The sequence below is a fragment of the uncultured Psychrobacter sp. genome, from assembly GCF_947488565.1.
In the GTDB taxonomy this organism is placed as follows: Bacteria; Pseudomonadota; Gammaproteobacteria; order Pseudomonadales; family Moraxellaceae; genus Psychrobacter; species Psychrobacter saeujeotis.
Genome location: NZ_CANKZC010000004.1, coordinates 399,310 through 410,906, shown reverse-complemented (window position 1 = coordinate 410,906; position 11,597 = coordinate 399,310). Strand labels below are relative to the sequence as shown.

General features: G+C 42.7%; 11 protein-coding genes. 7 read left to right on the top strand and 4 right to left on the bottom strand.

The genetic code is table 11. The features are described 5' to 3' along the window. The first annotated feature begins 47 nt into the window (after positions 1 to 47). Positions 48 to 356, top strand: coding sequence for a type II toxin-antitoxin system Phd/YefM family antitoxin (locus Q0890_RS10960; RefSeq protein ID WP_367276848.1), 309 nt, complete (start codon positions 48 to 50; stop codon positions 354 to 356). Here the strand turns inward: Q0890_RS10960 and Q0890_RS10955 are convergent. Beyond that, positions 340 to 630, bottom strand: a complete 291-nt coding sequence (locus tag Q0890_RS10955) for a type II toxin-antitoxin system RelE/ParE family toxin (RefSeq protein ID WP_299220720.1) — start codon at positions 628 to 630, stop codon at positions 340 to 342. The two genes, Q0890_RS10960 and Q0890_RS10955, sit on opposite strands and share 17 nt — an antisense overlap. Positions 631 to 647: 17 nt before the next feature. After that, entirely contained in the window at positions 648 to 869 is a 222-nt protein-coding gene (locus tag Q0890_RS10950) for a hypothetical protein (RefSeq protein WP_058368813.1), read from the bottom strand. Positions 870 to 970: 101 nt separating this feature from the next. Here Q0890_RS10950 and prpF point away from each other — a divergent pair, with 101 nt between their 5' ends. The 5 genes from prpF (at position 971) to Q0890_RS10925 (ending at position 7,113) form a co-directional block, all read left to right on the top strand. Continuing rightward, complete coding sequence (prpF, locus tag Q0890_RS10945; RefSeq protein WP_299220715.1) at positions 971 to 2,206, top strand: 2-methylaconitate cis-trans isomerase PrpF; 1,236 nt, start codon at positions 971 to 973, stop codon at positions 2,204 to 2,206. Positions 2,207 to 2,489: 283 nt separating this feature from the next. Further along, entirely contained in the window at positions 2,490 to 4,355 is a 1,866-nt protein-coding gene (locus Q0890_RS10940; protein ID WP_299220712.1) for an ABC transporter ATP-binding protein, read from the top strand. A 43-nt stretch (positions 4,356 to 4,398) separates the two neighbouring features. Further along, on the top strand, positions 4,399 to 4,791 hold the full coding sequence (locus tag Q0890_RS10935; RefSeq protein WP_299220709.1) for a hypothetical protein: 393 nt from the start codon (positions 4,399 to 4,401) through the stop codon (positions 4,789 to 4,791). 12 nt (positions 4,792 to 4,803) lie between these two features. After that, positions 4,804 to 5,412, top strand: a complete 609-nt coding sequence (locus Q0890_RS10930) for a GNAT family N-acetyltransferase (RefSeq protein WP_299220706.1) — start codon at positions 4,804 to 4,806, stop codon at positions 5,410 to 5,412. Between the two features lie 204 nt (positions 5,413 to 5,616). After that, the gene (locus tag Q0890_RS10925; protein ID WP_299220702.1) at positions 5,617 to 7,113 is read left to right on the top strand and encodes a bifunctional 2-methylcitrate dehydratase/aconitate hydratase; all 1,497 of its coding nucleotides are present in this window, start codon (positions 5,617 to 5,619) and stop codon (positions 7,111 to 7,113) included. A gap of 87 nt (positions 7,114 to 7,200) precedes the next feature. On the opposite strand, the gene Q0890_RS10920 is transcribed toward Q0890_RS10925, so the two are convergent. Together Q0890_RS10920 and Q0890_RS10915 are read right to left on the bottom strand one after the other, a co-directional pair. Beyond that, positions 7,201 to 7,983 carry an SDR family oxidoreductase gene (locus tag Q0890_RS10920; protein WP_299220699.1) on the bottom strand — a complete coding sequence of 261 codons (783 nt, stop codon included), beginning with the start codon at positions 7,981 to 7,983 and terminating at the stop codon, positions 7,201 to 7,203. Positions 7,984 to 8,135: 152 nt separating this feature from the next. Then, complete coding sequence (locus tag Q0890_RS10915; protein ID WP_299220697.1) at positions 8,136 to 9,626, bottom strand: nucleobase:cation symporter-2 family protein; 1,491 nt, start codon at positions 9,624 to 9,626, stop codon at positions 8,136 to 8,138. A 410-nt stretch (positions 9,627 to 10,036) separates the two neighbouring features. On the opposite strand from Q0890_RS10915, the gene Q0890_RS10910 reads away from it, so the two are divergent. Beyond that, positions 10,037 to 11,440, top strand: coding sequence for a DUF2868 domain-containing protein (locus Q0890_RS10910; protein ID WP_299220695.1), 1,404 nt, complete (start codon positions 10,037 to 10,039; stop codon positions 11,438 to 11,440). Positions 11,441 to 11,597 lie beyond the last annotated feature (157 nt).

Sequence of the window (11,597 nt, the reverse complement as noted above, 5' to 3'; positions counted from 1 at the left end):
AAACGCTAATAATTAGTAAATGAGCCGATGTTGTATAGAAATATGGCATCGGCCTTTTTATAGTTGATAACGTAAGTCTTAATCTCGAATTAAAAAAGAGACATCTTATAAAAACTTTCAGTTTTGCAGAAGCTAATCAAGATTTTAAACAAATTTTAGATATAGTGAACGATGATACTAATGTGGTCTGTATAAAGCATCAAAATAATGATGATGCGGTTGTCATGTCGCATGCTCATTATAATAGTTTGAAAGAGACACTTTATTCGTTAGGGTCGCCTGCAAATGCAGCGCATTTGGCTAAGTCTATTGAGCAGTATCAAGCTGGAAATGTTAGCTTTAAAGCATTAACTTAACATCACGATAAAAGTTCTCATGTGTTCCTAGCATAAGCAGCGTAAGAACTAGCTGACCATCATCTATTTGATAAGCTAATAACGTTAACTGTTTTGTCATCTTAAATTTATGGACGCGCACAGACGAAAGATCACCTGCTTTGAGTATGCCTAAATGAGGATTATCGATGATAGCCTGTACAGCACCATCAAGGTCTGCTTTTTGATTCTTATGCAATTTTTTAACCGCTTTTTTGAATCCATGAGACTGAATAACACGTAGAGATTGAGTCATAGTTTTTCCAAATCAAACTATCCAAATTCATAAGGCTCAGTCATACCCGCGTCAACCTCTGCTTGTGCAATTAATAACTGACGAACAAATTCATAAGATAAATCTGGATTATCCTCCATAATTTGACCAATAGTTGCCCAATGCTCAATCTGCTTCGGTGGTGTCCGATGTTGTGCTTTTGCAATAGCATGAGCTTTGTCAACCAGTGACTTATTAAGTCGTATACTTGCAGTGGACATAATGCCCTCCTTATTTAACAACACTAACCTTTGTGGTATTTTACCACAAACAAGAAATATTAACTATTTACATTATAATAAGACTTAAAGGAATGAAAATCATGACCCAACCTACTTTCGCCCCGCAACTCTCTGTCCCCGCCACCTATATGCGTGGCGGTACCTCAAAGGGCACGTTTTTTAAGTTATCCGACCTACCTGAGCGCTGCCAAGTGGCTGGCAAGGCACGTGATAACTTTCTACTGCGCGTCATCGGCAGCCCTGACCCTTATGGCAAGCAAATCGACGGCTTAGGTAATGGCAGCTCTAGTACGTCAAAAACGGTGATATTGTCTGAAGCAAAACAAGCCGACCACGATGTCAATTATTTATTTGGGCAAGTTAATATCGCCAAACCGATGATAGATTGGGCGGGCAACTGTGGTAATTTAACCGCTGCGGTGGGTGCCTGCGCGATTAATATGGGTTTGGTTGCTACTGATAAAGTCGCTAATAGTATTGATGATGGTGCCGATAGCGGTATTTGTGAAGTGCGCATTTGGCAAGAGAATATCGGCAAAACCATTATTGCTCATGTGCCTGTATATAAAGATGAGAACGGCAAGGTGCAAGTACAAGAAACTGGCGACTTTGAATTAGACGGCGTCACCTTCCCTGCAAGCGAAGTTAAAATTGAATTTATCGATCCCGTTGACTCCTCTAGTGATATGTTCCCGACTAATAACCTCGTTGATGATTTCGATGTTTCAGGTTGTGGTCTAAGCACTGATAACGTAAAAGCGACCTTTATCAGCGCCGGCATCCCAACTATCTTTATGAAAAGCGATGACTTAGGGTTTACGGGAGTTGAGCTACAAGGCGATATTAATAGTAATGACGAACTATTAGCCAAGTTGGAAAAAGTTCGTGCGCGTGGTGGCGTCGCTATGGGACTATTTAAAGATGAGTCTGAGGCACAAACCAGCCAACATATTCCTAAGATCGCTTGGGTCGCTCCAGCGCAAAGCTATACCGCGTCGAGTGGTAAAGACGTCAGCGCAGACGACATCGACTTAGTGGTGCGGGCGATGAGTATGGGACAGCTGCATCATGCGATGATGGGTACGGCAGCGGTCGCTATTGCAGCGGCAGCGACGACGCAAGGAACATTAGTGAATGCAGCCGCTGGCGCTGGCGAGCTATCAGAGGTGCGCTTTGGTCATCCTTCAGGTACGCTATTAGTTGGCGGCAAAACTGAACAAGTTGATGGACGCTGGCAGGCCAAAAAAGTCTCTATGAGCCGCTCAGCCCGTCGTATTATGGTAGGTGAAGTTTTTGTACCTAGTGATGCTTTTTAAAACGTTTAGCGGTATGAAGTATGTAAGGTGATATGTAGTATGTAGGGCACGTCCCGCTCACCATTTATAATATTTGGTACTTGTAGCGTACTCTACACCCTTGCAAAAAAATAGAAAACGTGGCTAACATCATAGCCTACGTTAACTTATAAATAGTGATATCTAAAATTAACAGTCATCCGCTGTATTTTTAAATAAAATGCAGGATAATAGAATAGTTACCAGCTGCTATATTTTTGACTCTAAATTTTATTGGCTTCAATCGTAAGACCAAAACCTTAATATGCCAAAACCGTCTAAACCTACACGTGTCCTAAATGATAATCCTTTTTTAAATACTGCACCCGTTGAAAAAACGGAGCGCCGCGCACTGCTGTGGAACATTTTAAAAAAGCTTGCTAACTTCGCCGCGCCTTACAAAGTGTTAATCGTAGCCACTTTAATCTTAACCGTACTTGGCTCTTTTACCGCGCAGGTCAATGCCTTTGTATTGCGTTATACCGTCGATACTTTAACTGAGATTGCCGCGCTTGCCGATCCTTGGCAGGCAGGTTTGCGTATGTTGGGTATTATTAGTGCCGTGTTGTTGACTAAAGAGATATTATCGATATTCATCTCTTTTGGTCAGCGTTTTTTTGGTGAGAAAATTCGTATTAATCTGTCACGCGATCTATCACAAAAGATTATAGAACGCATTCTCACCTACCGTATGGCGTTTTATACCAGTAGTCAAAACGATAGTGGCAAGCTACAAACCCGCATCGATTATGGTGTGATGAGCCTGACCAGCCTCGTGCAAAACTTCTTTATTGATATGCTGCCACTGTTTGCCAGTGCCATTGTGTCGCTTATTATTATGTTCTCGACCAACTTTTGGATTGGCCTCGTTGGTTTGATTATCATACCCATTTACTTTTTTATTAGTCAAAAGCAAGCTAGGCGCTTACAAGGTTACCGCCGGCAGATGCGCGGCTTTCGAGAGGCCAAAAGCGGGCTTGTTATCTCGCTTATTAACTCTATTAGCGTGGTCAAATCCTTCGTCCGTGAGCCGATCGAGGCGCAAAAGCATCTAAAGATTCAAAAAGAGATGACAGGCAATCAGCTGCGCATTCGTAGCATTGGCTTTATCTATGACGCGGTAAAGACCTTTATTGAGCAAATTGGCATCGTCATTATTATTTTATTGACTGCCTATTTTGTTTTACAAGGCGAGATGACCATCGGCATGGTTTTGTTTCATGTACTGCTGTTTCAGAACGTCGCCGCTCCTATCCGTCAATTGCATCGCATTTATGATCAGATCAATAATGCGCTCACTTATGCAGAAGGGTTTTTTGAGATATTGGAAGATGACAAACAAGTTGAGAATATTGACGGCATCAGTAGTAAAGATCTAAAGGGTCATATTGAGCTAAAAAACGTCGATTTTACTTATCCTAACGGCACGCAAGCACTAAGAGATGTCAGTTTTGAGATTCGTCCCAATCGTATTACCGCCCTTGTTGGCCTCTCTGGCGCTGGTAAGAGCACCATTATTAGTTTGTTAGTCAAGTTCTACGAGCCAGACGCAGGCGTGATCTACTTGGATGGTCATGACTTGGCAGACTGTGATACCCATGATTTACGTCACAATATTGGCTTAGTATTACAGAGCAATCATATCTTCTCAGGGACTATTAGCGAAAATATCCGTTATGGCGACACCAATGCGACACAAGAGGACATTATTGTCGCTGCTAAAAAAGCCTCGATTCATGAGCAAGTTATAAAGCTTAAAGAGGGTTATGAGAGTACGGCAAAATCACTATCAGGTGGTCAGCAGCAACGCATTGCGCTGGCAAGAATGTTTTTAAAAGATCCACCGATTGTGTTCTTAGATGAACCAACCGCCAGCCTGGATGCTATCGCCAGTCAGCAGGTCAAAAAAAGCTTAGATTTAATCAAAAAAGATCGTACGGTGATTATGGTGTCGCACAATATCGCGCAGATTATTGACGCCGATGATTTGGTAGTGATAGAAAACGGTCAAGTGGTTGAGACTGGGACGCATGAAGCGCTGTATGATAAAGGTGGTAAGTATTATGAGATATTTAGCGCCATGTCGGATAGTTTAAACTTGGACAAAATTAGTCAAACACTCCATGGTTAAGCCTATATAATGTTAAATTCACTTAAAGTATATTGAGAAAAAAATGTTAATGAACTCAGTAAGTGCAGTCAATCTTCAGCAAAAAACCATGATGATGTGCGCGGCTGTGCCACAAATTGTGGCTTCTAGAGTTTGGATGCTTGCCACCTCTCCTATGAACCCCACATTGCAACAAAAAGAGATATTTACTATGGTTGAAGAAAAGCAAAAAGCTTTTGTAGATTCTATTAGTGATATAAATTTGCAAATTATGTCATCACAATCGGTTTTATTAAATAAATGGATGAGCAGCTGTCAACGTTTTATGTTAGGGCATTATCATGCTTTTAATAGCTTTGAGAATGATATCGATGAAGAAACGATTAAAATCTTGGATAAAGGCATTAGCCCTTATGCAGCGACTGTAAAGGTAAACCAAAAACGTCTAAACCGTTAAGAATCATTAATTATGACCTGTGAATTTTCTATAAAAACCTTTGATGAGCTGACCTCAGTTGACCTCTATCATATTTTAAAGGCCCGCTCACAAGTATTCGTTGTCGAGCAACACTGTGCTTACCAAGATATGGATGAGGTAGACTTTGATTGCTTGCATCTGATCGCTCATAAAGATGAGGCGCTGGTTGGCTATTGTCGCATCATTGGACCTAAATTCAATCCCAAAAAATCTTTAGAAAACTCAGCACACTCAATGCCAGCCATCGGAAGGGTGCTGGTATTAAGCGATCATCGAGGCTATGGTTTAGCGCGGCAAATCATGACGCATGCTATTAAGTACTGCCGCAAAAAGTACGGTAAAAAACCGATTATTATCTCAGCACAGACCTATTTGCTCAGCTTTTACGAATCATTGGGGTTTGTCACTGAAGGCGCAGTGTACCTTGAAGACAATATCGAACATATCACTATGGTCTTACCCATTTTAAAAAAGGGTAAAGCAAAATCCCAGAAGTCAGCTGGTTCTGAAAGCTCAGGATTTGTCATCAAATTGTTGAGTTTTTTGCTTTTAGTATTGAGCCTCTTATTCATCGCAGGCTTAATCTACTTGATGACTTAAGCGGCTGACTTGATGTGATAAAATTAATGCAATCATGAGATCTTACGTATAAAGCCTCAAACGATAAAGTTCTTTTACACGACTTCACTGTTGTTCTATATTGATTGTGCTACTTTTGAGTCATGACTATGATCGTAAGACTGAAAATACTGATAAACGGTCGATAGTCAAAAAATCATCTGACTCAAGGAAGAGGTAACGACTATGTCTAATGTAGAAAGCAATGTCCGTCCAGAATATGATGACGAGATTCAAAAAATCGCCGATTATGTTCTCAACTACTCTATTGATGACTCTCCAAATAGCGCCGATGCTTGGACGACTGCACGCCACTGTCTAATGGATACGCTAGGCTGTGGCCTGCTCGCACTACGTTTTCCTGAATGTACCAAGCATCTAGGGCCTGAATGCACCGATCAGATAACGCCTAATGGCGCGCGCGTCCCCGGTACTTCTCATCGTCTAGACCCCATCAAAGCCGCTTTTGATATTGGCTGTATGGTGCGCTGGCTTGATTATAATGATACGTGGCTTGCCGCTGAATGGGGACATCCCTCTGACAACTTGGGTGGCATCTTGGCAGTGGCTGACTATATTAGCCAGCAAAACGTCAGTAAAGGTCGCGCAGCGCTTACCATGAAAGATGTGCTGGAATCTATGATTATGGCGCATGAAATCCAAGGTGTGATGGCGCTTGAAAACTCATTTAACCGCGTGGGTCTGGATCATGTATTCTTGGTCAAACTTGCATCAACCGCTGTCGTTGCCAAATTATATGACCTACCACGTGAGCGCATTATGGCCGCGATCTCACAAGCCCTTGTTGATGGTCAAGCGCTACGTACCTATCGCCATGCACCCAATGCTGGTAGCCGTAAATCATGGGCAGCAGGTGATGCGACCAGCCGAGCGGTACGCTTGGTCGATATCACCCGTCGCGGCGAGATGGGAGTTCCTGGTGCACTGACCGCGCCGCAATGGGGATTTTATGATGTATTATTTAGTCATACCAATAAAGATCTTGCACTCAAGCCTGAAGATGAGCGCCGCTTTAATTTTCAGCGTGACTTTGGCACCTATGTGATGGAAAACATCTTATTTAAGATAAGTTTCCCCGCAGAGTTTCATGCACAAACCGCCTGTGAAGCCGCAGTTATTCTACATCCGCGCATCGAAGATAGAATTGATGAGATTGAAAAAATCGTCCTGACCACGCATGACTCAGCGATTCGAATCATCTCAAAAGAAGGCGCGCTTGCCAATCCTGCCGATCGTGATCACTGCCTACAATATATGGTTGCCGTCCCTCTACTAACTGGCGATCTCATGGCAGAGAACTATGAAGATGACTATCATGAGCAGCATCTATCCATCGATGAGCTGCGTAGCAAAATGGTGGTAGAAGAGGACGAGCGCTACTCAGCAGACTATCATGACCCAAGTAAGCGCTCTATTGCCAATGCGATTCAAATCTTCTTTGAAGATGGCACTAGTACCGATAAAGTCGCTGTGGAATACCCGATTGGTCACAAACGCCGCCGTGAAGAAGGCATTCCTATACTAGAAGCAAAGTTTCGCGCCAGTTTAGCGACTCGCTTTATTGAAAGTCGTTGTGACGAGATTGTTGCGCTATGCGACGATCAAAGCCGATTAGAGCAGACGCCTGTTCATGAGTTTATGGACTTGTTTGTTATCAATTAGAGTGCTGTAAATAAAAAGGGTATGTCATTGATTGAATTATGACATACCCTTTTTCTTATTTTAACAATTCAATTTTTAAGTCCTTTTTTACCACGGGATTGTCTCTCCTGCCCAGTCGACAAAACTCCCAGATTGGGCAGCAGTCATACCTGACAGCACCTCTAGTAGACATTCTGCACTATAGGCTGGCGAGAATAACTGTCCATCTGCGACATTACCCTGAAATGGTGCCGACAACTGAGTGTTGACCGTTCCTGGCTGCATGACCACTATGCACACATCTTTTAATGAGCGTTCCCATTCAATGCTTAGGTTTTTCATGCCCATATTCAGCGCAGCCTTACTCATTCTATAGCTATACCAGCCGCCCAATTGATTGTCACCAATGCTGCCCACACGTGCCGATATAGTCGCAAATATTGCCGGATTATCAGTACAGCGTTTGGCTTTGGCAAGTAGCGGTCTGACATGTTTGGCTATAAGTAGCCCTGCTAATGCATTGATTTGCATGTTTTGTAAGAAAAACTCCGTTTCAACTTGGCGGAGTGCTTTTTCTGGTTGTGACTTTTCAGTATGTAATAGCCCTACACAGTTGATGACCCAATCAAGATGGGTGCTCTGTTGCTTTATGTGCTCAATGGCTTGTTTGATACTACTCTCATCACTGACATCCATTTGTAACCAGTACAAATTAGCCGCTTCAATGTCGGGTACACTTCTATGATAAGTGGCAAAGACTCTAACCTGCGTGCTGTTGTTGCTTTGCTCATCGGAAGTCGCTTGTACCAGCTGTCTAACCATCGCCTGACCAATGCCCCCTGTTCCACCGATGATTAGGTAGGTTTTGTCTTTCTTACTTATATTACTCATACCGACTCCTTGTCATCTGTTTACCTGAATGGGTTATTTAGGCGGATGTTTTAATATTACATTTTTTAATATTACTATGGCACAAGATGACAGATAAAAAAACCGCCTTTATCACTAGGCGGCTTAATATTTTAGGTCATATAAAAAAGAGATTAATGATGAGCAACCTGCCTTTGATCAGGTTCCACAGGTACCTCTTGTCCGTCACAATCGAATAATTTACCCTCAACAAAATAATCACCTTCATTCAAATCTACAATAATATCAGGGCGTACTGTCCTAATCTCCGTACCAGCTACAAACACTGATTGTTGATCTGAGTTGCCTATTTTTAAGTGATTAAATAATAAATTGAGTAAAATGGCCATGATAGCGGTAGAGCTAATGCCAGAATGAAAAATCGTGGCAAACCAATCTGGGAACTGATCATAAAAAGATGGAGCAGCAATCGGTAACATACCAAAGCCGATAGAGGTCGCAACGATAATAAGGTTCATATTATTCTCGTAGCTTACCTGAGCAAGCGTACGAATACCGCTTGCGGCGACGGTGCCAAACAATACGATGCCAGCACCGCCTAATACAGCGGTAGGAACGGTTGCAATGACACGGCCCATGATTGGTAATAGACCTAGCGTCACCAAAATAACACCAGCGGCGGCAACGACAAAGCGGCTTTTTACGTTAGTCACAGCAACTAAGCCCACGTTTTGCGCAAATGCACTTTGGGTGAATGACCCAAAAAACGGTGCCACGATACTTGAAATCATATCTGCACGTAGGCCATCACCTAAACGACGTGAATCGATTTCAGTGTCAATAATATCACCAACGGCTAAAATATCTGCTGAAGTCTCTACCAAAATGACCAACACCACAATAAACATAGAGATAATAGCTGCAATCTCAAAGGTTGGCATACCAAAATAGATGGGAGTAGGAAAGGCAAAGATAGGTCCTGTCATCAGACCAGAAAAATCAACCATACCAACCGCCCAAGCGGCAAAAGTACCGATGACCATAGCGAGTAGTATCGACAAGCGACTGATAGCGGCACTGCCAAGTTTACTTAACAATAGCACCAGTGCTAGCGTAAAGGCGGCTAGACCGATATTGGCCATGCTACCAAAATCAGGATTATTACTATTACCGCCCATCGACCAGCGCGCTGCTACAGGCATCAAGGTCAAACCAATGGTTGTGATAACAGCGCCCGTGACCAGTGGCGGGAAGAATTTAATAATCATTGAAAAAACAGGGGTGATTAAAAGCCCGAGAATAGATGCAGCAATGACGGCACCAAATACCGATGGTAAACCGCCTCCTGCAGTGACAATCGCCACAATAGTTGCGACACTTGCAAAAGACACCCCTTGCACCAGTGGCAGCTGACAACCAAAAAACGGCAGTCCAAGCGTTTGTAATAATGTTGCTAAACCGCCAACGAATAAAGATGCGGCAATCAGTAAGCCAATCTCAGCAGGTACTAAACCTGCTGCTTGCCCAACAATCAGTGGCACAGCAATAATACCACCATACATAGTTAGTACGTGTTGGAAGCCATAAGTAATATTGGCGACAGTGCCTAGGTTTTCATCTTCTGGCCGTTCTAATAGAGGTTGAGAAGTAGATTTGATATCCATAGATAGATGTGCTCCCTGCATAATCTATTATTAATATATTCTAGATATGTATATTTTGTCTAAAGCCTAAAATAAAGCTTAAATACAATCACAATCGTATTGTCTAGCTTTGTTATGTACGCTCACTAGATTCCATATTTGTGGTCTTAGATACTCTTTGAAAAAAGAAGATATAGTGGATTACGATATGATTGAATATATAATAAAATTTATAACTTAATTTTAGGATAGATTTTATTTTCCATAACTACTGGTTGTATTTTGACCATTTGGTCAGCTTTTTATTCTACCCTTATTTCTTGTTTATTCAAGCAAGAATGAAAATAATCTTGAATAGGTTACAATGTTCATAATAGTTGTTTACTTTACTGAATTAATGTTTGTTCTATTTATATGGATATCTCCCTATCATGCTATCACCCCAAGACCAATTAACTGAGCTAGTACGTACGCTTGAGACCGAGCAGCATGTCTTTACGACCGATCCTTTATTGGTAACTGAAAAATTACAGGCAGAAGACGGCAAGCCCGTGCAAAAGCTGCATCGGCGAGCATCACGTATTGACAGTAATGGCAATCTTGCACGGGTGCTAGGGAAAATCGATGGCCGCATTAAAGGCATTATGATCCTTATGAGCATCGTCTGGTGCGTGTCAGGATTTTTGGGTTTGTTTACCTTATTGCAGACCAACGTGGTCAATTTTTTCTATGTGTTGGTTTGCCTGCTGGGCTTTCATACATTGATGCTAGGTGGCTGGCTCGTGATGACACTGATTAATCAAGGTCGCCAGACGCCAAGTTGGTTTGCAAACTTTGTGAGTCCCAGCTATCTGATACGTGGTAAGGACGATGTCACTAAGGCGGCAGTGGAATTGTACGAGCGTCAATTGCAGCATAGTGGCATGCGCTGGTATCTAGGTCGGTTTAGTCATCAATTGTGGCTGGCAACACTGACAGGCATGATGTTTGCGATTATTTTTTTGTTGATTGTGCGTCAATATAGCTTTAGTTGGGAGTCGACGTTATTATCAGATCAGGCGCTGATTGGCTTGACCCAAGTACTTGGCTGGCTGCCCAGTATGGTCGGTTTTGATGTGCCGGATAACGCGGCTATTGTGCAGAGCCGACTGGTCACAGATGCCATGCCATTATCTGTCGCGCGGCAATGGGCCAGTCTATTAATTGGTAGCCTGATTATGTATGGTATCGTTCCACGGGCGCTCGCTTGGGCATTTTGTGCGCTAATGTTTCGCCGCAAAAAAATGCGCTTGGATATTAAGCTCCCCTATTATCAAAAAATTATTAACTTTTGGCAGCGTCAGGTGGTCGATGCCGATGATTTCAATGAAGCACCAGCACCGGTAGCACCAAAGGCGAGCGTTAGTGCGGGCAAGAAGCTGGTTGCGTTACTTGAGTACCCATCAGAACAGGATCATTGGTGGCAAGTAGGTCTTGACGGTACTAATAATGATGGCGCGGTTGAAAATTTCGGTATCGTTGATGATCGTGATGATATGGATCGCCTAACGACCTATTTAGATAAAAATCCAGTACAAGTATTGCTAGGTATTCATAGTCAGGCATTACCCGATCGCGGCACCCTGCGTAAGCTTGATCGCCTTGCTACTCATGCAAAACACGGCCTTATCGTTCAATTATTACATAATGACAGAACGGATAGCGCCGATGTCCATGATATCTCAACATCTGCGGTGGCTACTGATCCAAAATCGCCTCAGGCTGTCCGTTATCAACAATGGCAAACGGCATTAGCCGCACGTAATATTGGCTTGGTAGAGAGTCGCTCATTATAAGGTTCTACTGGTATAAATTTTTCTTGCTTGTTGTGCCTGCGCAGACAGAGGCTGCAAAAAATCCATATGAGTAACCCTTTACCATTTTGTATAAGTCTGATTGTAGATGACGCATGCGTTCACAAGCAATGCTACTTTTATAAGGCGTCAAGCTTAT

Coding starts and splice junctions, on each gene's coding strand:
- Q0890_RS10955 (WP_299220720.1), bottom strand. CDS start 630: ATGACTCAATCTCTACGTGTTATTCAGTCTCATGGATTCAAAAAAGCG.
- Q0890_RS10950 (WP_058368813.1), bottom strand. CDS start 869: ATGTCCACTGCAAGTATACGACTTAATAAGTCACTGGTTGACAAAGCT.
- prpF (WP_299220715.1), top strand. CDS start 971: ATGACCCAACCTACTTTCGCCCCGCAACTCTCTGTCCCCGCCACCTAT.
- Q0890_RS10940 (WP_299220712.1), top strand. CDS start 2,490: ATGCCAAAACCGTCTAAACCTACACGTGTCCTAAATGATAATCCTTTT.
- Q0890_RS10935 (WP_299220709.1), top strand. CDS start 4,399: ATGTTAATGAACTCAGTAAGTGCAGTCAATCTTCAGCAAAAAACCATG.
- Q0890_RS10930 (WP_299220706.1), top strand. CDS start 4,804: ATGACCTGTGAATTTTCTATAAAAACCTTTGATGAGCTGACCTCAGTT.
- Q0890_RS10925 (WP_299220702.1), top strand. CDS start 5,617: ATGTCTAATGTAGAAAGCAATGTCCGTCCAGAATATGATGACGAGATT.
- Q0890_RS10920 (WP_299220699.1), bottom strand. CDS start 7,983: ATGAGTAATATAAGTAAGAAAGACAAAACCTACCTAATCATCGGTGGA.
- Q0890_RS10915 (WP_299220697.1), bottom strand. CDS start 9,626: ATGGATATCAAATCTACTTCTCAACCTCTATTAGAACGGCCAGAAGAT.
- Q0890_RS10910 (WP_299220695.1), top strand. CDS start 10,037: ATGCTATCACCCCAAGACCAATTAACTGAGCTAGTACGTACGCTTGAG.